General features: G+C 71.3%; 23 protein-coding genes. 13 read left to right on the plus strand and 10 right to left on the minus strand.

Translation table 11 applies throughout. The features are described from left to right. The first annotated feature begins 382 nt into the window (after positions 1–382). On the plus strand, positions 383–661 hold the full coding sequence (locus ACIRQH_RS10955) for a hypothetical protein (RefSeq protein ID WP_388873574.1): 279 nt from the start codon (positions 383–385) through the stop codon (positions 659–661). 37 nt (positions 662–698) lie between these two features. Here ACIRQH_RS10955 and ACIRQH_RS10960 read toward each other — a convergent pair whose 3' ends face one another. Both ACIRQH_RS10960 and ACIRQH_RS10965 read right to left on the minus strand, forming a co-directional pair. Beyond that, complete coding sequence (locus tag ACIRQH_RS10960; protein ID WP_388873571.1) at positions 699–968, minus strand: DUF4190 domain-containing protein; 270 nt, start codon at positions 966–968, stop codon at positions 699–701. Then, positions 965–1,153: a hypothetical protein gene (locus ACIRQH_RS10965; protein ID WP_388873568.1), complete on the minus strand. Its 189-nt coding sequence runs from the start codon at positions 1,151–1,153 to the stop codon at positions 965–967. Before ACIRQH_RS10965 ends, ACIRQH_RS10960 begins: the two co-directional genes overlap by 4 nt. Before the next feature lie 260 nt (positions 1,154–1,413). On the opposite strand from ACIRQH_RS10965, the gene ACIRQH_RS10970 reads away from it, so the two are divergent. Both ACIRQH_RS10970 and ACIRQH_RS10975 read left to right on the plus strand, forming a co-directional pair. After that, complete coding sequence (locus ACIRQH_RS10970) at positions 1,414–1,746, plus strand: DUF6479 family protein (protein ID WP_388873565.1); 333 nt, start codon at positions 1,414–1,416, stop codon at positions 1,744–1,746. A 270-nt stretch (positions 1,747–2,016) separates the two neighbouring features. Beyond that, positions 2,017–2,814, plus strand: coding sequence for an RNA polymerase sigma factor SigF (locus tag ACIRQH_RS10975; RefSeq protein WP_404225273.1), 798 nt, complete (start codon positions 2,017–2,019; stop codon positions 2,812–2,814). 222 nt (positions 2,815–3,036) lie between these two features. Here the strand turns inward: ACIRQH_RS10975 and ACIRQH_RS10980 are convergent, their stop codons facing one another. The 4 genes from ACIRQH_RS10980 to ACIRQH_RS10995 all read right to left on the minus strand — a co-directional run bounded on the left by ACIRQH_RS10980 (position 3,037) and on the right by ACIRQH_RS10995 (position 7,551). Further along, a complete protein-coding gene (locus tag ACIRQH_RS10980) occupies positions 3,037–5,151 on the minus strand; it encodes a xanthine dehydrogenase family protein molybdopterin-binding subunit (protein ID WP_404225275.1) in 2,115 nt (704 codons plus the stop codon). A gap of 53 nt (positions 5,152–5,204) precedes the next feature. Further along, positions 5,205–6,197, minus strand: a complete 993-nt coding sequence (locus tag ACIRQH_RS10985) for an FAD binding domain-containing protein (RefSeq protein WP_404225277.1) — start codon at positions 6,195–6,197, stop codon at positions 5,205–5,207. After that, positions 6,194–6,754, minus strand: a complete 561-nt coding sequence (locus tag ACIRQH_RS10990) for a (2Fe-2S)-binding protein (RefSeq protein WP_388932380.1) — start codon at positions 6,752–6,754, stop codon at positions 6,194–6,196. The genes ACIRQH_RS10985 and ACIRQH_RS10990 overlap by 4 nt, the downstream gene beginning before the upstream one ends. A gap of 182 nt (positions 6,755–6,936) precedes the next feature. Next, a complete protein-coding gene (locus tag ACIRQH_RS10995) occupies positions 6,937–7,551 on the minus strand; it encodes a DNA polymerase ligase N-terminal domain-containing protein (protein WP_388932382.1) in 615 nt (204 codons plus the stop codon). Between the two features lie 386 nt (positions 7,552–7,937). Here ACIRQH_RS10995 and ACIRQH_RS11000 point away from each other — a divergent pair, with 386 nt between their 5' ends. From ACIRQH_RS11000 to ACIRQH_RS11025, 6 genes are all read left to right on the plus strand, one after another. After that, a complete protein-coding gene (locus ACIRQH_RS11000) occupies positions 7,938–8,780 on the plus strand; it encodes a SigB/SigF/SigG family RNA polymerase sigma factor (RefSeq protein ID WP_388932385.1) in 843 nt (280 codons plus the stop codon). A 31-nt stretch (positions 8,781–8,811) separates the two neighbouring features. Further along, the gene (locus ACIRQH_RS11005; protein ID WP_388873541.1) at positions 8,812–9,111 is read left to right on the plus strand and encodes a DUF5133 domain-containing protein; all 300 of its coding nucleotides are present in this window, start codon (positions 8,812–8,814) and stop codon (positions 9,109–9,111) included. Between the two features lie 113 nt (positions 9,112–9,224). Beyond that, positions 9,225–9,659 carry a hypothetical protein gene (locus ACIRQH_RS11010; RefSeq protein WP_388873538.1) on the plus strand — a complete coding sequence of 145 codons (435 nt, stop codon included), beginning with the start codon at positions 9,225–9,227 and terminating at the stop codon, positions 9,657–9,659. 228 nt (positions 9,660–9,887) lie between these two features. After that, positions 9,888–10,508 carry an endonuclease gene (locus ACIRQH_RS11015; protein ID WP_388932888.1) on the plus strand — a complete coding sequence of 207 codons (621 nt, stop codon included), beginning with the start codon at positions 9,888–9,890 and terminating at the stop codon, positions 10,506–10,508. A 77-nt stretch (positions 10,509–10,585) separates the two neighbouring features. Then, positions 10,586–11,167: a sugar O-acetyltransferase gene (locus ACIRQH_RS11020; RefSeq protein ID WP_388932388.1), complete on the plus strand. Its 582-nt coding sequence runs from the start codon at positions 10,586–10,588 to the stop codon at positions 11,165–11,167. Positions 11,168–11,299: 132 nt separating this feature from the next. After that, complete coding sequence (locus tag ACIRQH_RS11025) at positions 11,300–13,219, plus strand: glycoside hydrolase family 5 protein (protein WP_404225280.1); 1,920 nt, start codon at positions 11,300–11,302, stop codon at positions 13,217–13,219. Positions 13,220–13,314: 95 nt separating this feature from the next. Here ACIRQH_RS11025 and ACIRQH_RS11030 read toward each other — a convergent pair whose 3' ends face one another. Further along, positions 13,315–13,734: a VOC family protein gene (locus ACIRQH_RS11030; protein ID WP_388873529.1), complete on the minus strand. Its 420-nt coding sequence runs from the start codon at positions 13,732–13,734 to the stop codon at positions 13,315–13,317. Between the two features lie 452 nt (positions 13,735–14,186). Here ACIRQH_RS11030 and ACIRQH_RS11035 point away from each other — a divergent pair, with 452 nt between their 5' ends. Beyond that, positions 14,187–14,723 carry an HAD domain-containing protein gene (locus ACIRQH_RS11035; protein WP_404225282.1) on the plus strand — a complete coding sequence of 179 codons (537 nt, stop codon included), beginning with the start codon at positions 14,187–14,189 and terminating at the stop codon, positions 14,721–14,723. A gap of 118 nt (positions 14,724–14,841) precedes the next feature. Here ACIRQH_RS11035 and ACIRQH_RS11040 read toward each other — a convergent pair whose 3' ends face one another. Continuing rightward, the gene (locus ACIRQH_RS11040; RefSeq protein ID WP_388873522.1) at positions 14,842–15,732 is read right to left on the minus strand and encodes a glycoside hydrolase family 19 protein; all 891 of its coding nucleotides are present in this window, start codon (positions 15,730–15,732) and stop codon (positions 14,842–14,844) included. Positions 15,733–16,127: 395 nt separating this feature from the next. Further along, complete coding sequence (locus ACIRQH_RS11045; protein WP_404225284.1) at positions 16,128–16,802, minus strand: alpha/beta fold hydrolase; 675 nt, start codon at positions 16,800–16,802, stop codon at positions 16,128–16,130. Between the two features lie 241 nt (positions 16,803–17,043). Between ACIRQH_RS11045 and ACIRQH_RS11050 the strand changes: the two genes are divergently transcribed. From ACIRQH_RS11050 to ACIRQH_RS11060, 3 genes are read left to right on the plus strand one after another with little or no spacing between them, the layout of a single operon-like run. After that, positions 17,044–18,261: a PP2C family protein-serine/threonine phosphatase gene (locus ACIRQH_RS11050; RefSeq protein ID WP_388873633.1), complete on the plus strand. Its 1,218-nt coding sequence runs from the start codon at positions 17,044–17,046 to the stop codon at positions 18,259–18,261. A 44-nt stretch (positions 18,262–18,305) separates the two neighbouring features. Further along, the gene (locus ACIRQH_RS11055; protein WP_404225286.1) at positions 18,306–19,925 is read left to right on the plus strand and encodes a CHASE3 domain-containing protein; all 1,620 of its coding nucleotides are present in this window, start codon (positions 18,306–18,308) and stop codon (positions 19,923–19,925) included. Further along, entirely contained in the window at positions 19,922–20,371 is a 450-nt protein-coding gene (locus ACIRQH_RS11060) for a response regulator (protein ID WP_355875300.1), read from the plus strand. The genes ACIRQH_RS11055 and ACIRQH_RS11060 overlap by 4 nt, the downstream gene beginning before the upstream one ends. Before the next feature lie 118 nt (positions 20,372–20,489). Here ACIRQH_RS11060 and ACIRQH_RS11065 read toward each other — a convergent pair whose 3' ends face one another. Beyond that, positions 20,490–20,726, minus strand: a complete 237-nt coding sequence (locus tag ACIRQH_RS11065; RefSeq protein WP_404225288.1) for a hypothetical protein — start codon at positions 20,724–20,726, stop codon at positions 20,490–20,492. Positions 20,727–20,978: the final 252 nt, after the last annotated feature.

A 20,978-nucleotide genomic window follows, 5' to 3' on the forward strand; every position in this document is an offset into this window, starting at 1 on the left:
TGCGCGGCTGAGGTCCCGACGGGACCGGTGGCCGGGCGCTGGGCGGGCGGATCCGGACGGCCCCGTCGTCCCGGAAAGAGGCCTCGAACCGGGAACCGGGCGCCGCCTTGCGGCACTGCGCGGCTGAGGTCCCGACGGGACCGGTGGCCGGGCGCTGGGCGGGCGGATCCGGACGGCCCCGTCGTCCCGGAAAGAGGCCTCGAACCGGGAACCTTCGCGCTTCACCCGATCGGAGCAGTGACGGTGTGGACCTGGACGGCCACTTCCCGCACGGAGGGCAGCGCGGGGACGTGCCGTCGGTGTCGCCCGGGGGCGGCGGGAGCCGGTCGAGGCGACACCGGCACGACTCGCGATGTCAGTGGCGGCTGGGATGGTGGAGGGCATGGACAAGGACGACGAACAGCTGCTGCGCGGCCGGGTCTACGGCGCGGACCACGACGACCCCCGTCAGGGCCCGCAGCGCGGCCGGGACTATGCCGAACTGGTGGGTGGACCGCTGGACGGTCTGCTGCTCGACATCACCGGCCGCACGCCGGAGGAGATATCCGGCGGCGTGGCGCTGGAGACGGAGCTGGGCCAGTTCGGCCCTGGAGCGCGCGCCATGTACGACCCGCGTCCCGGGGAGCCGATGTTCTTCGACTGGGCCGGTGACGCCCCCTGAGGCGTGACCGGCGGGCCGTCGGCGCCGGGTGCCCGGCTCAGATGTGCCAGGCGACGCTGTTGTCGGCCGCCGTGACGACGGCGAGCACGACCAGGTCGGCGACCCCGAGCAGGATCCCCAGATAGGCCCGGTGCCTATGCAGCGTGCCGCGGTGCAGGGCGACAAGGCCGAGGACGACGGCTGTCGGGCCGAGGACGATGTTGAAGACCAGCAGGCCGACGAGGCCGAGGATGAAGGACGCCACGGCGAGGCTGTACGGGTCGCGGCGGGACCGCGTCCGCGTCGTCTCCTGGGTGGACTGGCTCATCGTGCCTCCCCGCCCCGGTAGGAGGTCGTCTTCTGCGACGTGCCGGTCCGGTGCTTGCGCAGCCCGTAGAAGAGCAGCCAGCAACCGATGGCCACTGCGGCCACCAAGGTGACCGGCAGCGGCAGGTGGGCTGCGGCACCCACCACAACGCCGAGGAGCAGCAACGCGGCGACGAGGAAGAGCATGTGTCTCCTTCTGGATTCGCGGGGCATCACGGACGAGCGATCGCCGGAGCCCCGGGTGCCCCGGCCCTCAACCGGGAAACGCCTGCCCCACCTGTCGGCCGAGGAAGTGACCTGAACTCGCCGCCCGCGCCCACCTGTTCCGGGAAGGCCGGGGTCGTCGCGGGCCAAGTCGGTCCCGTTACAGCGCGAGACGAGTCCCCGGGAAGGGACAAAAGAGGTTCCGGAGTCTTCACCTCACGAGTCGGGGTACCCGGGTCACCATGAACGACAACTACTGGGACATCGCGCTGTCGAACGCGGCCTACGGCACATTCGGAGCCTTCGTCGGCGGCCTCGTCGTCGCGGGCGCCCTGGTGTGGGCCGTGCGGCTGGGCATCAGGACGCGCCGCCGCGAGTCCGCGCCGCCCACGCCCTCCGAGCAGCCCAGGCTGCCGGAAACGGGCCCGGTGCGGGAGACCAGCGAGATCCGTGAGCCGAGCGAGGTCCCCCGGGCCGCGGACAAGAGCGAACGCCTCACGCCGCGTCAGGTCCAGGCCTCGGGCAGCGAGCGGAGTGATCGGCAGGAGCGCCCTCGCTGGGAGTCCGAGCGGTAGCCCTCAGCAGCCTGCGGAGCACGCCGCTCCCTTCAACGTCCCGCAGAGCCTGCTACGCCCCTCCGTCACTAACCCGTCATGCTGAGTCACGGCGTCTCTCAAAGGGGTTTACTGGCGGTAAAGTGGGGAAATCGGACACAAGTGCTTCGGACAGGAGGCACGTCCGTGGGAGCGGTTCGCTCCGCAGTGCGGGTGTGTCCCGAAAGTGCTGTGCGACGGCCTCCCATGGTGTTCTGTCCCGTCAGCAACCCCTGAGGGAGCTGTCAGCACATGCACACCACAAGCACGGTGAAGGGCCGCCGTCCGCATGACGACGCCCCCGACACGGACGCCGCGTTCGAGCGGCTCGCCCGGCTTCCGGACGGGGCGGAGCGGCATGCCCTGCGGGACCGGATCGTCCAGGCCTGGATGCCCATGGCCGAGCGCATCGCCGGCCGGTACCGCGGGCGGGGTGAGGCGCTGGAGGATCTGGTCCAGGTGGCCGCTCTGGGCCTGGTGAAGGCCGTGGACCGGTACGACCCCGATCGGGGGAACGCCTTCGAGAGCTATGCGGTGCCGACCATCGCGGGCGAGATCAAGCGTCACTTCCGCGACCACATGTGGGTGCTGCATGTGCCTCGACGCGTCCAGGAGGCGCGCAACCGGGTGCGTACGGCCATCAGGGATCTGACGGCGGTGAGCTCCGGCAGGCAGCCGACGGTCGCCGAGATCGCGGCCTACGCACGGCTGACCGAGGAGGAGGTCCGCAGCGGCCTGGAGGCTCTGGACAGCTTCGCGGCCCTGTCGCTGGACGCCGAACTCACCGACGGCGACGACGGATACTCGCTGGCGGACGCGCTGGGGGAGACCGACGCCGGATACGACCTGGTCGTCGACCGCGAAGCCGTGAAGCCGGCCCTGCGGAGGCTTCCCGAACGCGAGCAGACCATCCTCTACCTGCGATTCTTTCGCGGTATGACGCAGAGCGGCATAGCGGAGGAACTCGGGGTCTCGCAGATGCACGTCTCGCGCCTGATCAGCAACTGCTGTGCCTCGCTGCGGGACCAGGTGATGTCGGACGCGGCCTGATCCAGCTCAGCGAAGGGGGCCGGCCGCCCGCCAGAGATGCCGACCGGGCGGCCGGTGGCGGGCTCACTGCCGAACCCTCCCGGGAGCGGTTGGCAGGCAACCCACCTCACTGCGGACTACCGGGCTGAGCTCCGTCCAAACACGTCCCGACGATCAGGATGCGTCCTGGAGCGGGACACGTCCGGTTCCACACGGAGTGTGTACCGACCCCGCACGGAGTGGTCACGAAGAAGGTCCGTTCAACCGCGGACCGGCCAGCACTCGGTCCGGGGTCAGCGGCAGCTCGCGGTGCCGGGTTCCGGTGGCGTGGTGGACGGCGTTGCCGATGGCCGCGGCGGTACCGACGATCCCGATCTCCCCGATGCCCTTGCCGCCCATCGGGTTGAGGTGCGGGTCCTCCTCATCGATCCAGTGGGCCTCGATCGCGGGCACGTCCGCGTGGGCGGGGACGTGGTAGGCGGCCAGGTCCGACTCGACGAAGTCGCCGAACGCGGGGTCCATGGTGCTGCCTTCCGTCAGCGCCATGCCCAGACCCATGGTCATGCCGCCGATGAACTGGGACCGGGCGGTGCGGGCGTTGAGGATGCGCCCGGCCGCGTACACACCCAGCAGCCGGCGTACCCGGACCTCGCCGGTGACCGTGTCGACCGCGACGTCGGCGAAGTGGGCGCCGAAGGCATGACGTGCGTAGGCGCTGTCCGCGTCGGCGCTTCCCGCTGTGTCGGCGCTCGCCGAGAGCCCCTCGTCGGGCAGTGGTCCTGAACGTTCCGCCAGCGAGGCGCGCAGCCGGGTGCAGGCCTCGTGGACGGCCCAGCCCCAGGACGCGGTGCCCGAGGAGCCGCCGGCCAGCGGGGCCGAGGGCAGGTCGCTGCTGCCGATCTCGGTGCCGACCCGGTCCAGCGGGACACCGAGAGCGTCGGCCGCGATCTGCGCGAGCACGGTCCGGGCGCCGGTACCGATGTCGGTCGCGTTGACACGGACCGAGAAGGTTCCGCCGGGCAGTGCTCGCGCGACGGCGGTGGAGGGCGACACGAGCACCGGATAGGTGGCGGCCGCCACACCCGAGCCCAGCAGCAGGGCACCTTCGGAACGGGAGCCGGGCCGGGGATCGCGCCGCGCCCAGCCGAAGCGCTCGGCGCCGTCCCGCAGACACTCGACGAGATGCCGGCTGCTGAAGGGATTGCCGCTGTCGGGTTCGGTTTCCGGCTCGTTCGCGATCCGCAGTTCGACAGGGTCCATGCCGAGGGCCACCGCCAGTTCGTCCATGGCCGATTCCAGGGCGAACATGCCCGGTGCCTCTCCGGGGGCGCGCATCCAGGACGGGCTCGGAACGTCCAGCGGTACGACGCGGTGCGTGGTGCGGCTGTTGGGCGAGGCGTACATGATGCGCGCCGGTACGGCTGCCTGCTCCACGAACTCCTTGATGCGCGAGGTGTGGGTGGTGACCTCGTGCGTGAGCGAGGTGAGGGTGCCCTCCTCGGTCGCGCCGAGCCGGAGGCGGTGCAGTGTGGGGGCGCGGTGGCCGACCAGAGCGGGCATCATGCGCCGGGGCAGGGCGACGGTGACAGGCCGTCCGGTCCGCTGTGCGGCCATCGCTGCGAGCACGACGTGCGGGCGTGCCGTGCCCTTGGACCCGAAGCCGCCGCCGACGTGCTCGGCCATGACGGTGATCTGCTCCTCGGGGAGCCCGAACAGCCCGGCCAGTGTCGCGCGCACGGCTGTGGAGCCCTGGCTGGAGTCGTGCACGACGAGACGCTCGTCGTCCCAGTGCGCGGTGGCCGCGTGGGGTTCCATGGGGTGGTTGTGCAGCGGTGGCACCCGGTAGGCCGCGTCGACACGGACAGCCGCGGACGCGAACGCGCCGTCGGGGTCGCCTTGCTCGCGCTGCCCCGGATAGCCGCCGTTGGCCTCCTCCGGGAAATACCCGGCGGGGTGGCCGTCGGTGAGCGTGACGTCGTGGTCCCGCGTCGTGTACTCGACCCGCACCGCCGCGGCGCCGGCCCGGGCGGCCTCGATCGTCTCCGCGACGACCAGGGCCACCGGCCAGCCGCGGTGCGGTACGTCGGAGTTCTGCAGGACGGCGAGGGTGGGGTCGTCCGCCTCGGCGAGCCGGGGGGCGTCCTCGGGAGTGAGTACGGCGAGTACGCCGGGAACGGCCAGGGCCGTCGACGTGTCGATCGCGCGGATCGAGCCGCTCGCGACGGTGGCGGCCACCGGTCGGCCGTACGCGTGGCCGGCGGCGGTGTGCTCGGCTGCGTAACGGGCCCGGCCCGTCACCTTGTCGGGGCCCTCCCGGCGTTCGGCCGCCGTGCCGAGCACGGTGTCGGTTCGGGCCATGGAGGTCCTCCTTGCTCCTTGTGGTGCCGGGCCGGGAACGTCCGGAGGCCGGTTCAGGCGGTGGTGGGCGTCGCGAGCCGGGTCAGTACGTCCACGGCGAGGTTGCGGGCCAGACGCACCTTGTGGGCGTTGTCGCGCAGGGGCTGGGCCGCTTCGAGTTCGAAGTCCACAGCGCGCCCGAAGGCGGCCTCCGTGGCGGCGGCGCCGAACAGTGCCTCCTCGGCGCGTCGGGCACGCCAGGGTCGGTGGGCCAGAGCGCCGAAGGCGATGCGGGCCTCCTGGACGACGCCTTCCTCCACCCGGAGCACGGCGGCGACGGACGCGAGGGCGAACGCGTACGACGCCCGGTCGCGGGCCTTGCGGTACAGGGACGGCACCCCGGCCCTGTCGGCGGGCAGCACCACACCGGTGATCAGTTCGCCGGGCCGGATCTCGGTGTCCCGCTCCGGGTGGTCGCCGGGCAGCCGGTGGAACTCGGCGGCCGGGAGCGTGCGGGCGCCGTCGGCTCCGTACAGCTCGACCTGCGCGTCGAGGGCGGCCAGCGCGACGGCCATGTCCGAGGGGTGCGTGGCGATGCAGTCGAGGGAGTGGCCGAGCACCGCGTGCTCGCGGTGGACGCCTTCCCGGGCTCCGCAGCCGCTGCCCGGTTCACGCTTGTTGCACGGCTTGCCGGTGTCCTGGAAATACGAACAGCGAGTGCGCTGAAGGAGATTGCCCCCGGTGGTGGCGATGTTGCGCAGTTGCCCGGAGGCGCCTGCCAGGATCGCTTGCGAGAGCACCGGGTAGCGGTCGCGGACCAGGGGATGAGCCGCGAGATCACTGTTGCGGACGGTGGCCCCGACGCGGAGCGCGCCGTCGGCGGTTTCCTCCACCGTGTCCAGACGCAGTCTGCTGATGTCGACGAGGGCGGTGGGGCGTTCCACGCCCAGCTTCATCAGGTCCACGAGGTTGGTGCCGCCTCCGAGGTAGCGCGCGCCAGGACGTGCGGTGAACTCCGCGACGGCCTCCTCGACACTGCCCGCACGTACGTATCCGAGAGGCTTCACCGGGTCACGTCCTCGATGGCTTCGACGATGTGCGGATAGGCGCCGCACCGGCAGAGGTTGCCGCTCATCCGCTCGCGGATCTCGTCCCGGCTCATGGGGACCGAACGACCGGAGGGTGAGGCCGGGTCCGTGACGTGGGAGGGATGCCCTGTCTCCGCCTCGCCGAGGGCGCCCACGGCACTGCAGATCTGGCCGGGGGTGCAGTAACCGCACTGCAGGGCGTCGCGGTCGATGAAGGCGCGCTGGAGCGGATGCAGGTCCCCGGAGTCCCCGGACAGCCCCTCGACGGTCGTGATCCGGCATCCGTCCAGGGCCACGGCGGGCAGCAGACAGCTGTTGGCACGCCGGTCGTCGACCAGGACCGTACAGGCCCCGCACTGGCCGTGATCACAGCCCTTCTTCGCGCCGACGAGACCGAGACGCTCGCGCAGGACGTCCAGGAGCACCGAGCGGTGGTCGACGGTGAGGACGTGCGATGCGCCGTTCACCCGCAGGGTGATCTTCGATTCATGAGGGTCGGGCGGAAGGGACGTGCCGCGTGCCGAGCCGGGATTCATGGCAGGCCTCGCCTCTGTGAGGGACGTTCGGACGACGGCCCGTGCCGTTCACCCGGTCGGTGCTGCGTCCAGGCTGGCACAAACCAGGCTTTCCGGGCTATCGGCGTACGGCCGAACAGGCCCCGTCGCTCAGGAACCGACCCGGACGGCGGCGCGTGATGCCGGGCCGGCGCAAAGGCCCGTCACGACTCAGCGGCCTCGTCCGCGACCTGGCGCAGCGTGCGTCCGCTGCGCGCCGAGCGGGCGCGGTGCGGGTCGGGCGTCCCGTGACCTGCGCCGGCGTGGACGTCCTTCGCCTTCACCAGCAGCCAGGCCTCCTCGTCGCCGTCCTCGCCGCTGCGGAACCGGGTCAGGGCGTACTCGCCGCGCAGCTTCGAACCGTTGAGCCAGAAGGTGGCGTGCCCGTGTTCGAGGGATTCGTCGAACGGTACGGGCCTGCCGCGGCGGTCGTGGCTTCGCGGCTGGTAGGTGCCGTGATCCCAGACGATGACCGTTCCGCCGCCGTACTCGCCCCGGGCGATCACACCCTCGAATTCCTCGTACTCCAGCGGATGGTCCTCGGTGGGAACCGCGAGCCGCTTGTCCTTCGGATCCATGGAAGGCCCCTTGGGGACGGCCCAGGACTTCAGTACGTCCCCGACCTGGAGGCGGAAGTCGAAGTGCATGCGGCGGGCGTCGTGGATCTGCACGACGAAGTGCGGCTCCTCGTCCCCGCCCTCTCCGCCGCCCCTGGGCTCCCCGGTCCGAGTGAAGTCGCGTTTGCCGCGATAGCGCCCCAAGGCGTCCTGTTCAGCCATCCCGTGCTCCTTTCCCGGCGGACGGACTCGACGGCCCGAGGGCGCCCGCGCCGTCTCCTGCGGAGTACCCCACAGCCTGCCTCCGAGCCGGGGCCGAACCGCGTCGGGGAGTCGCGGGAACCCGTTCGCGGAACGCGTGCCACGGAGTGCCGCCCGCCCTCGGCCGCGAACGCGGCGTTTGCGGGTGGGACGCCGGGGCACCCGGAAGTCCGTGCTTCGGACTGGAGGCGCAAGCCGAGCGGAGATCTCCCTGGCCGGCTGCGACCTCGTCGTGGGCCGGACAACTCCGCGCGGTGACCCAGACCTTCCGTTCGGGTCGTGCCCGGAGTGCGTCCCGGGCGCGTCCTGAGACTTCCGTTCAGGAGCGAATCCGCGTGCCTACCCACATGACCGCAGCGCGTCCGCACACCCACAACGCCTCCGCCTCGCCCTCCGCGCCGGCGCGCCGTACCCATGATGATTCCCCCGAGGCCACCGCGCTCTTCGAGCGGCTGGTGGAACTGGACGACGGCCCCGAGCGGGACGCCCTGCGCGACGAGCTGGTGGCCCTCTGGCTGCCCATGGCCCATCGGATCGCCGGCCGCTTCCGCGACCGGGGCGAGGCCATGGAAGACCTGCGCCAGGTCGCGGCGCTCGGGCTGGTCAAGGCGGTGGACCGGTTCGACCCGGCCCGGGGCGCCTTCGAGAGCTACGCGGTGCCGACCATCACCGGCGAGGTGAAGCGTCACTTCCGCGACCGGATGTGGGCCCTTCGCGTACCGCGCCGGGTGCAGGAACTGCGCAACAGGGTCCGCGTGGCGCGCCGGGACCTCCTTGAGCGCCCGGGTACCCGCGAACCCACCCCCGCGGACCTCGCCGCCCACACGGGACTCACCGAGGAGGAGGTCGCCGCGGGCCTTGAGGCGCTGGAGAGCTTCAGCACGCTCTCGCTGGACGCCGAACTCGCCGCCGGCGACGACGGCTACAGCCTCGGCGACACGCTGGGCGAGTCCGACTCCTCGTACGACGTCGTCGTGGACCGCGAGGCTGCCAAGAACGAACTGCGCAGGTTGCCGGAGCGCGAGCGGGCCATCCTGTACATGCGCTTCTTCGAGGACATGACGCAGAGTGGGATAGCCGACCGCCTCGGCATCTCGCAGATGCACGTATCGCGGCTCATCACCCGCAGCTGCGCCCAGGTGCGCAACGAGGCTCTGGGGCAGTACTCCAGTGGTCGTTCCGCGTCATGACACCGTCGTCCGCACGCAAGGAGTCGCACCGATGCTGATGCCCCTCCCCGCCACCCTGCACCGGCTCGTCGAGGAGTACGAAACGCTCCTGGCCGAGGAGGCGCGCCCCGGGGTCACGGCTCCGGGCGCCCGGCTCCGCGATCTCGCCTACACGCTGTGCGTGTCCACGGGAACCCGCGAGATCGCCGACGCGCTCACGAGGGCGCACGCCTACCTGGTGACGGCGGCCGCACCGCCGGTGCGCGTCCGCCGCACGGTCAGGGCGGGGGCGCCGGGCCCCGCCGTGCGGGCGACGACCATTCCCAGGGAGACCGAGCCCACGCCTCGGTGAGCGCGTTCGACGGTCCATCGGGGTACGCGTCCGGCGGGTCGGACGGGGCGGGCACGCCGGCCCGATCGGACGTCGACAGGTGAGGATCGCGCCGATCTGGACACCATGGATCCATGAACGAACACGACACGGGCGCCACTCCGGTGCACCAACGTCCCAGCGGCGTCTCGGACGCCACGGTGGAGGCCCTCGGGGCGCTGTCGAAGGCCCTGGAGACGACCGAACGGGCCCGCGGGCACCTGTACGAGTTCCATCAGCTGACGGGCGGCGCCGACTTCGAACTGGACCGCGCGGTGAGGCTGCTCCGTGAAGCGGGCCACGCCGCATGGGCCGACCGCGTCGAGCGGGAGATCGTCGGACGCAACGTCATCCCCGGCCACTGGACGTTCCAGATCGTCGAGGCGTACAACGCCACGTACTACGAGCCGTTCAAGAGCGCCGAGACCGAGATCCGCGGAGAGCTGGCCGACGGGGTGGACCACCTGTTCGAGGCCGAGCTGAAGGAGAAGCGCCGGACCGGCGGCCACCCCGATCATGCCGCTTCCTGAGAAAGATGTCGGGCAGAGGACGGTTTGGTGTGGCCGGTGAGGGCTACGCGACCTCTGTGCACCGCGTCAGCGACGCCACCCGTCTTCCCCGAGGGAGGTTGTGCCGTGCCGCATCAGGCGACGAGTACGAAGGCCGACAGCGGGACCGACAGCAGGGCCCGGACCGCCGACAGGGCCCGGGCCGGCAAGAAGTCCGGGAAGCGGGCGACCGGCCCGACGGACCGAGCCCTGGTGGCGGCCCTGCTCGACCGGCAGCCGCGTACCTACGCGGCGCAGGCGGGCATCCGGCTGCGTGACACCCCGGCCCCGCTCTACCGGACACTCGTCCTCGCACTCCTGCTCAGCGCCCGCATCAGGGCCGACATCGCGGTGGCCGCGGCCAGGGCCTTGTCCGACGCCGGGCTGCGCGACGCGCGGTCCATGGCGAAGGCGTCCTGGCAGCGGCGCGTCGACGCCCTGGGGGAGGGCGGCTACCGGCGCTACGACGAGCGGACCTCGACGCAGCTCGGTGAGGGAGCCGAGCTGCTGCTGGAGCGTTACGGCGGTGACCTGCGCCGGCTGCGCGAGGAAGCGGACCCGAAGAAGGCCCTGCAGGACGTCCCCGGGATCGGTCCCACGGGCGCCGACATCTTCCTGCGTGCCGTGCAGGGGGTGTGGCAGGAGTTCGCGCCGTACATCGACGGCAAGGCGCAGGACGGAGCGCGCAGGCTCGGGCTGCCGGTCTCACCCCGAAGGCTGAGCGGTCTCGTCACCGTGGACGAGATGCCCCGGCTCGCCGACGGGCTCGTGCACGTCGCCCTGGACAAGGCGTTGGCCGACGAGGTGCGCGCGGCGGCCGAGGCGGCCTGACGGAGCCGGCCTCCGGGGGACAGCAGGGCCCGAGGCGTTCTCCTTCGGCAGGGGCCCAGGCGTGTACGTTCGTCCGTATGCCGCCCGACTACTTCGCCGACGACCCGCGTTCGAACCTGGAGCGCATGCTCGCGGGGGACCTGTACATCGCCGACGACCCGGAGATCGCGAAGCGACAGCAGCGCGCCATGCGCCTGGCCGCCCGCTACCAGGCGGCCTACCTTGAAGACGCCGTCGGCTCCCGGCCGATCCTCGCCGAACTGCTCGACGCGGTCGGTGAGGACGTCGATCTGAGGCCGCCGCTGTACGTCGACTACGGCAGCAACATCACCATCGGGGCGCGCACCTTCGTCAACTACAACCTCACCGCGCTGGACGTCGCACGGATCACCATCGGCGAGGACTGCCAGCTCGGCCCGAACGTCCAACTGCTCACCCCCACCCACCCCTTGGAGCCGGACCCGCGACGGGACAAGCTCGAAGCGGCCCGCCCCATCACCATCGGGAACAACGTCTGGCTCGGCGGCGGAGCCATCGTGTGCCCGGGCGTGACCATCGGCGACAACAGCGTCATCGGCGCCGGAGCGGTGGTCACCAGGGACATCCCGGCCGACGTCGTCGCTGTCGGCAACCCGGCACGCCAGGTGCGCCGGCTGTAGGCCCCGTACGGGGTGGGCCCGGGGGCGCTTCGTGGCGCGGTCCCGGCGTCTGGCCTGAACCATAGCTCCCGGCGCCGGACCGTCCCGCTAGGCTCGGGCGCCCACACCCCCCTTTAGGCACCCCGAGGTCCGATGCCCACTCTCAGGCTTGGCAAGTACCTGACATTAGCGAGTGCGGTGCTTCTGCTGCTCGCCACCGCTCCCGGGGCGGTCGCCGCGCCCACCGCTCCCTCGGGTGCGGCGGCGGCTTCAGCTGTCGAGGCGACGGCCGAAGCCTGGCAGCCGCCGCTGTCCACGCGGGGGCGCTACATCGTCGACGCCGACGGGAAACGCTTCCGCCTGAAGTCCGCCAACTGGGACGGCGCGCAGGGCTCCTGGACGGGAAGCGGCAGCACCGGCGACCCGGCCGGCCACCACGCGGGCCAGAACTCCCACGGCATCCCCCTCGGACTGGACCGCGTCCCCCTGCCCCAACTGCTGAGCGACTTCCATCAACTCGGCATCAACAGCGTCCGGTTGCCCTTCTCCAACGAGATGATCCACGCGACCTCACCCGTCCCCGACGTGGCCGTCACGGCCAACCCGGACTTGCGCGGGAAGACACCTCTGCAGGTCTACGACGCCGTCGTCGCCGCTCTCACCCGGAGCGGGTTCGCGGTCGTCCTCAACAACCACACCAACACGTCGCGTTGGTGCTGCGGCATCGACGGCAACGAGCGCTGGAACAGCGCCCAGACCACCCAGCGGTGGGCCGACGACTGGGTCCTCATGGCCAGCCGATACGCCGACGACCCGGGTGTGGTGGGCGCCGACCTCTACAACGAGGTACGCCGTGACGTCCTGGACGACCCCAACTGGGGCCTCGGCGACGCCCACGACTGGTACGCGGCGGCCCAGCTCGCCGCCGACCGCATCCTCACCGAGGCCGATCCCGACCTCCTCATCGTCATCGAAGGGATCAACTGGACGGGCCTTCCGGTCGACGGTCTCCCGCACGGCCGTCCCACCCTCACCCCCGCCCGCACGCTGTCCCACACCCTCGTCGCCGCTCGCAAACTGGTGTACTCGGCCCACTTCTACGGCTACACCGGCCCCCAGCACAGCGGAGCCACCGGGATCGGCGAGACCCATGACGCCCGCTACCAGGACCTCACCCGCGACCAGCTCGCCCAAGTCCTCCACGACCAGGCGTTCTTCGTCTCCGACGAAGCGAACCAACACTTCACCGCACCCGTGTGGATCAGTGAGTTCGGCATCGGCGCGGGCGAGACCGGAGCCGCGGCCCGCGCATGGTTCGGCAACATCACCGACTATTTCGCCGACCATGACGCCGACTTCGCCTACTGGCCCCTCGTCGGCTGGGACGGACACGACGACTGGTCGCTCCTGCGATACGACACGGCGGGCAACCGCCACGGCGTCCTCGACCAGGCCGACTGGCGCGGAACCGCGTGGAGCAGGCTCATGACCGCCCCGTCGCGTACCGGTTCCGTCGCCCCGGTCCCCGAGTGGGACATGCTCGCCACCGATCACGGCGACCAGGTGCGGTCCCTCCGGGTGCGGGCGGCCGGCGACTGGGACTCCGGTGCGTCCAAGGCCGCCTGTCCCGACGGCGAGCGGCTGATCGGACTCGGCCACAGCGGAGTGCGCGCGCTGTGCACCGACGTGTCCACCGGCGACCTCCGCGCGGCGGGAAGCACCCAGACCGTCGTCACCGACGAGCGGCACGTGCCCTCGGGGGGTGACTGGGCGTCCGGCTACACCAAACTGCAGTGTCCGGCTGGCGACTTCCTCGTCGGATACAGCCGCCGGGATGGCCGGACATCGGCCGCGCTCTGCGTACCGGCGGCCCCCGCGCCGGCGGGAGCCGGGCGAACGGTGTGGTTCGACCGCTCCGACAACCGGCCCGCCGGTGCCTCCGGCGGTGACTTCGCCTCCGGCGACTACAAGGGCCAGTGTGCCGACGACGAGTACGCGGCCGGCATCGCCTTCACCACGCGCCTGGGGTCGCGCCCCGGCCCGGCCGCACTGCTGTGCCGCAAGCTGAACTGAACACCCACTCGTCCATTGACGGACGAACGACGGGGTGTGCGGTGCGGACTTCGCCGGCCGCACCGCACACCCCGAGCCGTTTCCGCAGGGGGGCGTCAGGCCCCCGACGCCCCCGTGATGTTGACCATCCAGTCGACGCCGAAGCGGTCCGTGCACATGCCGAACGTGTCGCCCCACATCTGCTTCTCCAGCGGGACCGCCACCGTGCCGCCCGCGGACAGCTTCTCCCAGTAGCCGCTCAGCTCACCGGCGTCGTCGCCGCTCAGGCTCACCGCGAAGTTGTTGCCCGTGCGTCGCTCCATGCCGGGCGGGACGTCGGCGCCCATCAGGACGAAACCGTTCGGGGCCTCCAGCATGCCGTGCATGACCTTGTCGGCGTACCCGGGAGGCGCGTCGGAGCCGAAGCTGCCGAACTCGTGGACCGTCAGTTCGCCGCCGAAGACGTCCTGGTAGAAGGTCATGGCCTGCCTGGCATCACCGGAGAAGCTGATGTAGGGGTTGAGGCGAGAGCCCACAGCGAGATCCTTTCGTGACGGTTCGTCAGGACCGCACACTAGCCCCGGACCTCCCGCCCGACGAGCATCCGCGCCGAGCCCCTCCCTCATCCGGAAGGCCTGTCCCCCTCAGTCAGGAGACGACGAATCCCGGCCCGGTGTCGCGCGGGACCTCCCCATGCAACGCCAAGAGCGATCTCTTCCGTCAGAGCGTGGTCGCCGTTTCCTGACCCCACCCCGTGGCCGGCGGGCGGAATCCCGCCGGCCACGGGTTCCGCCGCCCGCGACCGCTCCGTACGCGGTCTTCGACAGGAATCCCCGTGGCGCTCGGCGCCAGTCCGACTAGCCGGTTTGCCCGTATTGCGCGCATGTTCGTCCTACCCGTGGGACCGTGAAAGAAGGCGTGGCCCGTCGACATCCCCCGAACGACGGGCCACGCCGCTGTGCGCCGGACGCGCCGCTAACCTGCGGCCATGCCCGGTTCCCCGCCCAGCCCGCTCCTCTTCCTCGACGTCGACGGACCTCTCATCCCCTTCGGCGCCGCGTCCCCGTACCGGACCCACGAGCACGGCACCGCGTACGCGGGGGAACACGTGAACCCGCTGCTCGCCCGGATCGATCCCGAGCACGGGCGTCGGCTGGCCGCCCTTCCGTGCGAACTGATCTGGGCGACGACCTGGATGGCCGACGCGAACGCATGCGTGGCGCCGGTGCTCGGCCTGCCGGAGCTGCCCGTTGTGGTCTGGCCGGAGCCGGCCGACGTCGACGAACGGGACGAGCGGAGGGGGCTGCACTGGAAGACGCGCACCCTCGTGGACCGTGCGGCCGGACGAGCCTTCGCCTGGGTCGACGACGAGATCACCGACACCGACAGGGCCTGGGTCGCCGAGCACCACCGTGGGGCGGCGCTGCTCCACCGCGTCGATCCTCAACAGGGCCTCACCGATGGGGATTTCGACACCCTTGAGAACTGGCTGCGGCGGGAGGCGGACAGGCGGGGCGGACAGTAGGACCCTGACGTTCTCGTCGTCCGGTCGCGCACATGCCACCGCGCCTGCCGACCTCGATGAAGGTCGGCAGGCGCGGAGGGAGAGGCAGGCGTGGAGCGGGAGCTTGCAGTGCGCCGGATCAGCAGTAGAGATTGCCTCCCGGCGTCACGCCGAGGATCGACGTGAAGCGCTGGTAGGCGTCCACGCGGCTCTGAACCTGTGCGGGGTTCCTGCCGTCGCACTCCAGCGACCCGTTGATGCTGCGGATGGTCTGGCCGAAGCCCGCGCTGTTGACCATCGCGTTGTGCGGGGTCATGCTGCCGGGGCCCGACTGCGTGTTCCAGTACCAGAGCCCGGTCTTCCAGGCCACGGCCGAGTCGTTCTGGACCAGCCAGGGGTTGCCCAGCAGGTCGATGCCGAGGGCGTCGCCCGCCGCCTTGTAGTTGAAGTTCCAGCTGAGCTGGATCGGACCGCGCCCGTAGTACGCCGACTGGCCCGCCGGGCAGCCGTACGACTGACTCCAGTCGCAGTACGTGGGGTAGTTGGCGGTGTTCTGCTCCACCACGTAGACCAGACCGCCGGTCTCGTGGTTCACGTTCGCGAGGAAGGCCGCGGCCTCCTGCTTCTTGACCGTGTCGCTTCCGGTGTTGGTGAATCCGGGGTAGGCGCTCAGTGCCGCCTTGAGCCCGTTGTAGGAGTAGAACGAATTCCGGTTCGGGAACATCTGGTTGAACTGCGACTCGCTCACGACGAAGCCCTCGGAGGGGTTGGTCGAACCGCTGTCGCAGGCGTAGGGCTCCCAGAACCAGGTGCTGATCGTGGGGTCGTAACCCGGGTTGTCGTGCTCCGCTATGTAGGCCTTGCCGTCGGTGTACCGGACGATGTTGCCGGTGACGTACGACTTGCCGGCCACCCAACTCGGGTAGCTCGAACAGGATGCGGCGGAGGCGCCGGCGGCCGGCAGGAACACCGGTGCTGCGGTTCCGATCAGGATGGCGGCGAGGAGGGAAGAGACGCGTCGCTTTGACACAGGATCAATTCCTTTGCACGGCAGGGCCGCACCGGAAGACAAGGCGCAACCTTGCTCGCACGCGCCGACGTTGGCCGGCGCCACGGCTTCCGGAGCGGCCGCGGTGGGGGGTGTGCTGCCACACTCAACCGCTTTGGTCTGTACCAGTCAAGGGTGTAGACCAGTCATCCGCGACAACGTTGGCAAGCCGACTCCGCAGGTGCCGCGAGCGGACCGCCGCGACCTGCGGGAGGGCGCGCAGGGGAGGGGAGTGAGGGCCCGAGACCGGGCGGGGATTTCGGGCCCTCACGTATCGCGCGTCCTCGGGGGTGGCAGCGCGACGACCATTTCAACGACGTTCGCGCGGGATGGATACGAATCGGTTCGTCCGAGCCGTCGGCCCCCCGCGGTCCTTCTCAGGGCGCCGGGTCGAGCAGGCGATCGACGAGAGGCCCCGGGTGCGACAGCGCGGCCAGATGGCCGCCGGGGGCGGTCTCGGCGTCGACGCCGAGACGCTCGCGGGCCACTCGGCGCTGGAACTCCGCCGGGAAGAACCGGTCCTCGGCTCCGGCGAGCACTCGCGTGGGCACATCGGGCCACCGCTCGATGGCGCAGGGCTGGCCGAACGCGATCTCGGCCTCGGGTCGTTCGTGCTCGGCGCCGCCCGCGGCGACCTCCGCCGGCACGTCGTGCAGGAAGTAGGTGTCGAGGTCGATCTCGGTCGTGTACCCGCCCGCCTCGGCCGCCGCGACCCGGGCCGTCTCCGATCCCGTGGCGCCCCACCACTGCCCGGGTGTCTCTCCCGGCAGCGGGATCATCGCGTTGACGAACACCAGCCGGTCGACCGGGACGCGTGCGCAGACCATCGGTGCGGTGAAGCCGCCCATGGACTGGGCCAGCAGTACCACCCCGCCACGACCGCCGATCGCGGCCACCACCGCGTCGGCGTACTCGGGCAGCCCCGAGGACTCGTCCGCGCCGTCCAGATCGACAGCGAGGGCCTCGTGGCCCCGCGCACGCAGTTCGGACACCACACGGTGCCAGTACCAGGCCGCACCACCGGCACCGGGAATCAGGACAAACACGGGCACCCTCACTTCCGTCCGCTTCACTCTCGCACTCTTCGGACCGTGGCGGACGAGGAGACTCATCGGTGATTCGGCACCCTCTCTGTCCGAGAGATGGCGCACACCCGGTGCCGGCCGCCCCCACGTACCGCGTCCGAGGTCAGTGACTCTCCCCATGAGGTGCTTCATGGCGAGCCTGAGTATGCTCGCGGAGTTATCCGTCAGGCAGCGGCGGAATGGTGGTGGGTGGGGGGTTCTCTCGATGATGACGTCGCAGCCAGGGGCTGCCGGCGTGGCTTCTCCCGCGCTGGACCATGCAGCGGCCTGGGGGGTGGAACAGCCGTCGGTCCTCCTCGTCGAGGACGACGCCGGTGACGCCCTGCTCGTGGAGGAGCTGGTCGCCGACAGCGCGCTCGGGATGCGGCTGCGCTGGGTGCGTTCGATGGCCGAGGCCTGTGACGTGCTCGCGTCCGAGGTGCCGGACTGCGTGCTGCTCGACCTGCACCTGCCCGACGCCCAGGGGCTCGAGGCGGTGTCCCGGATCCGTGAGTGCGCCGAACACGTCGCCATCGTGGTCCTCACCGGCCTCGCCGAGGAGGGGACCGGGCTCGCCGCGGTCGCCGCGGGTGCGCAGGACTATCTGGTCAAGGGCCGCGTCGAGCCGGAACTCTTCGGACGTGCGGTCCGCTACGCGATCCAGCGCAAACAGGCCGAACAGGACGCCGTGGCGCTACAGGCGAGCCAGATGCAGGCACGGGAGAACGCGCGCCTGGAGCGTGGGCTGCTGCCGCGCCCGCTGCTCCGCGGCGACGCCGTCGAAGCCGTCACCCGCTACCGTCCCGGCCGCGCCCACGCCCTGCTCGGTGGTGACTTCTACGACATCGTGCAGAGCGCCGACGGCACCGTGCACGCGATGATCGGTGACGTCTCCGGACACGGACCGGACGAGGCCGCACTCGGGGTGGCGCTGCGAATAGCGTGGCGCACGCTCGTGCTCAGTGGTGTCACCGGCGCCGACCAGGTGGCCCGGCTCGAGGAGATCCTCCTGGTCGAGCGGGCCAAGGCGGGAGTCTTCGCCACCCTGGTCATCCTCTCGATCGGTCCCGGTGAGCGACGCGTCCGCATGGTGCGGGCAGGCCATCCCGGCGCACTGCTGGTCGGGGAGGAAGGCGTCGAGTGGGTGGAGGTCCGGGGCGGACCCGCCCTCGGGATCGTGCCCGGCGGAGCCTGCTGGCCCGTGGAGGAGCTGACCGTCCCCGAGGGCGCCGCGATCGTGCTCTTCACCGACGGGCTCTTCGAGGGGCGGGTGGGGCGCGGCATCGAGCGCCTGGGCGAGGAGGGGCTGCTGGGCGTCGCGCGCGAGCTGGCCGCCCTGGCGCCCGCCGCGTTCGTCGACGGGCTGATCGAGCGGGCCGAGCTGCTCGCCGAGCAGCAGGGCGGCCTGGCCGACGACGTCGCCGTGCTCTACCTGCGCTGGCGGTGACGGGCGTGGAGAGCGTGCGACAGGAGAGTGGTTCCGAGGATGGGATGGCGAAGATGACCGGCGAGCGGTGGGCCGGACACCGGCTGACGGTCCAGGGCTGGTTCCGGCTCGTGCTCGGCCTCATGGCCTTGCTGGTGCTCGTGGGCGCCGTGATCGGCGCGGTGATGCTGCAGCAGACGGCCACGGTCACCGACCAGATGCTGCGGGACATCAAGCCCGCGCAGACCGAGGCGTACCGGCTGCAGGCTTCCCTCGTCAACCAGGAGACCGGTGTCCGCGGCTACGCCATCGCGGCCGACCGCCAGTTCCTCGACCCCTACGAGCAGGGCAAGAAGGAAGAGGCGCGTGCCGCCGGCAGCATCCGCGCCCTGATCAGCGACCGCCCCGCGCTCCTCGCCGACCTCGCCACGGTCGAGAAACGTGCCGACGCGTGGCGGCGCGCGTACGCCGAGCCCCTCGTGGCCCGCGTCACGCCGGGCGAGCCGCGCACCATCGACCGGGCGTCCGCCGAACGCGGCAAGAAGGCCTTCGACGAGATTCGCAAGGCCGCGGCCCGGCAGAACGCCGGACTCACGGCAGCGGTCGACGACGGTCAGAAGCGACTCGACCACTCCCGGAAGGTCCGCGACGCCGTACTCGTCGGCATGGTCGTGGCGTTCCTGCTGGCCGGGGTGGCCCTGATGTTCCTCGTACGCCTCCTGGTCGCGCGGCCGCTGGAAGCCCTGCGGACCGCCACCCGTGAAGTGGCACGCGGCGAGTTCGGCCACGCCATCACCAGCGGCGGACCGGTGGACCTGCGGGCGGTGGCGGCGGACGTCGAGGGCATGCGCCAGCGGATCGTCGACGAGCTGGACTCCTCGCGCGAGCAGCGCGACATCCTGGCCCGGCAGACCGCGGATCTGGACGCCCAGGCCGTGGAACTGCGCCGCTCCAACGCGGAACTCGAACAGTTCGCCTATGTCGCCTCGCACGACCTCCAGGAGCCGCTGCGCAAGGTGGCCTCCTTCTGCCAGCTGCTGGAGCGGCGCTACGGCGACCAGCTGGACGACCGGGCCAAGCAGTACATCGACTTCGCCGTCGACGGTGCCAAACGCATGCAGGTCCTCATCAACGACCTGCTCACGTTCTCCCGGGTGGGCCGGGTCAACGACGCCCGCCTCCCGGTCGATCTGGGCCTCGGGCTCACCAAGGCGCTCGCCAACCTGGACAGCGCCGTCACCGAGAGCGGCGCACGCGTCGACCGGCCGGACGAACTGCCCGAGGTCGTCGGGGACCCGACCCTCCTGGCGATGCTCTGGCAGAACCTCATCGGCAACGCCGTCAAGTTCCGTCACCCCGACCGCGCACCGCACGTCCGGATCACCTGCGGACGGGATCCGGACGACTCCGGGGCCTGGCGCCTGTGCGTCACGGACAACGGGATCGGCATCCCCGGCGAGTTCGAGGAGAAGGTCTTCGTCATCTTCCAGCGGCTGCACAGCCGCGACTCGTACGGCGGCACCGGTATCGGCCTCGCGCTGTGCAAGAAGATCGTCGAGTACCACGGCGGCCACATCTGGCTCGACACGAGCCACACCGATGGCACACGCTTCTGCTTCACCTTGCCGGCCGCCGAGGTGGCGGACAGCACTCCCGCGCACTCCGAGGACAAGGCCCTGACATGACGACCCCCTCAGGCACTCCCATCGACGTCCTCCTCGTCGAGGACGACCCGGGCGACGAGCTGATGACCCGGGAGGCGTTCGAGGACAACAAGATCGGCAACACCCTGCACGTCGTCCGGGACGGCGAGGAGGCGCTCGACTTCCTCTACAAGCGCGGCGCCCACACCGGCGCCCCGCAGCCCGACCTGATCCTCCTCGACCTCAACCTGCCCAAGTACGACGGCCGGCAGGTCCTGGAGCAGATCAAGTCGGACCCCGCCCTGGCGCACATCCCGGTCGTGGTCCTCACCACCTCGGCGGCGGAGGAGGACATCCTGCGCAGCTACAAGCTGCACGCCAACGCCTACGTCACCAAGCCGGTCGACCTGGACCAGTTCATAGCCGCCGTACGCCAGATCGACGATTTCTTCGTCCAGGTGGTCCGCCTGCCGCGGCACAACGGCTGACGCGGGGGTACGGCGGAGCGGTGGGGCCGCTGCGGGCGGGACGGGATGCCGGGGCCGCGGACGTACGGGGCTCCGCGGCCATCGGTCGGCCGGACCTCCCGCGATCGGCGGCCGGGGCTCAGCCGATGCCGACGTCCGGCGCACCGATCGGAATGCCCGTCCCATGAAGGCCCGGGGCGGGAAGCGCTTGCGGTGCCCCGGTCATCGTGACGACGCGGTCGTCGACGGTCGTGAGGATCCGGGCCGGGGCTGACCGTTCGGCGCCGCCCAGGTCATCGATGATCTCCTCGATCGCTTGTGCGCGAGAAGGCATCGCCCGGTCGTCGGCGGTCTCGCCGGCAGGCGTGAGGCGCACCAGCCGCGCCCGCCGGGGTCGCCACGGCCGTCGCGCTCCAGGCCGCCGACCATCCCGGTAGTCGTCCGGGGCGCGACGCCCAGAACGGCCGCGAGCTCGGACCGGCGCACGGGGCCGTCCGTCAGGCATCCGAGGACGCGCTCGCGGGCGCCCGAGACTCCGCGTACCCCTCAGGCACCCTCCTGAGGAGGAGGAGAACCACACCCGCGACCGCGCCCCGTCGGCGCGCCCCGCATCCGGCCGGCCGCCCGC

Source organism: Streptomyces sp. NPDC102279 (assembly GCF_044766365.1).
Classification (GTDB): domain Bacteria; phylum Actinomycetota; class Actinomycetes; order Streptomycetales; family Streptomycetaceae; genus Streptomyces.

Excerpts from the sequence above, each read along its gene's own strand:
- ACIRQH_RS10975 (WP_404225273.1), top strand. The coding sequence starts at position 2,017 with ATGCACACCACAAGCACGGTGAAGGGCCGCCGTCCGCATGACGACGCC.
- ACIRQH_RS10960 (WP_388873571.1), bottom strand. The coding sequence starts at position 968 with ATGAGCCAGTCCACCCAGGAGACGACGCGGACGCGGTCCCGCCGCGAC.
- ACIRQH_RS11000 (WP_388932385.1), top strand. The coding sequence starts at position 7,938 with ATGACCGCAGCGCGTCCGCACACCCACAACGCCTCCGCCTCGCCCTCC.
- ACIRQH_RS10970 (WP_388873565.1), top strand. The coding sequence starts at position 1,414 with ATGAACGACAACTACTGGGACATCGCGCTGTCGAACGCGGCCTACGGC.
- ACIRQH_RS10995 (WP_388932382.1), bottom strand. The coding sequence starts at position 7,551 with ATGGCTGAACAGGACGCCTTGGGGCGCTATCGCGGCAAACGCGACTTC.
- ACIRQH_RS11055 (WP_404225286.1), top strand. The coding sequence starts at position 18,306 with ATGGCGAAGATGACCGGCGAGCGGTGGGCCGGACACCGGCTGACGGTC.
- ACIRQH_RS10955 (WP_388873574.1), top strand. The coding sequence starts at position 383 with ATGGACAAGGACGACGAACAGCTGCTGCGCGGCCGGGTCTACGGCGCG.
- ACIRQH_RS10965 (WP_388873568.1), bottom strand. The coding sequence starts at position 1,153 with ATGCTCTTCCTCGTCGCCGCGTTGCTGCTCCTCGGCGTTGTGGTGGGT.
- ACIRQH_RS11005 (WP_388873541.1), top strand. The coding sequence starts at position 8,812 with ATGCTGATGCCCCTCCCCGCCACCCTGCACCGGCTCGTCGAGGAGTAC.
- ACIRQH_RS11035 (WP_404225282.1), top strand. The coding sequence starts at position 14,187 with ATGCCCGGTTCCCCGCCCAGCCCGCTCCTCTTCCTCGACGTCGACGGA.
- ACIRQH_RS11020 (WP_388932388.1), top strand. The coding sequence starts at position 10,586 with ATGCCGCCCGACTACTTCGCCGACGACCCGCGTTCGAACCTGGAGCGC.
- ACIRQH_RS11025 (WP_404225280.1), top strand. The coding sequence starts at position 11,300 with ATGCCCACTCTCAGGCTTGGCAAGTACCTGACATTAGCGAGTGCGGTG.
- ACIRQH_RS10980 (WP_404225275.1), bottom strand. The coding sequence starts at position 5,151 with ATGGCCCGAACCGACACCGTGCTCGGCACGGCGGCCGAACGCCGGGAG.
- ACIRQH_RS11060 (WP_355875300.1), top strand. The coding sequence starts at position 19,922 with ATGACGACCCCCTCAGGCACTCCCATCGACGTCCTCCTCGTCGAGGAC.
- ACIRQH_RS11050 (WP_388873633.1), top strand. The coding sequence starts at position 17,044 with ATGACGTCGCAGCCAGGGGCTGCCGGCGTGGCTTCTCCCGCGCTGGAC.
- ACIRQH_RS11010 (WP_388873538.1), top strand. The coding sequence starts at position 9,225 with ATGAACGAACACGACACGGGCGCCACTCCGGTGCACCAACGTCCCAGC.
- ACIRQH_RS10990 (WP_388932380.1), bottom strand. The coding sequence starts at position 6,754 with ATGAATCCCGGCTCGGCACGCGGCACGTCCCTTCCGCCCGACCCTCAT.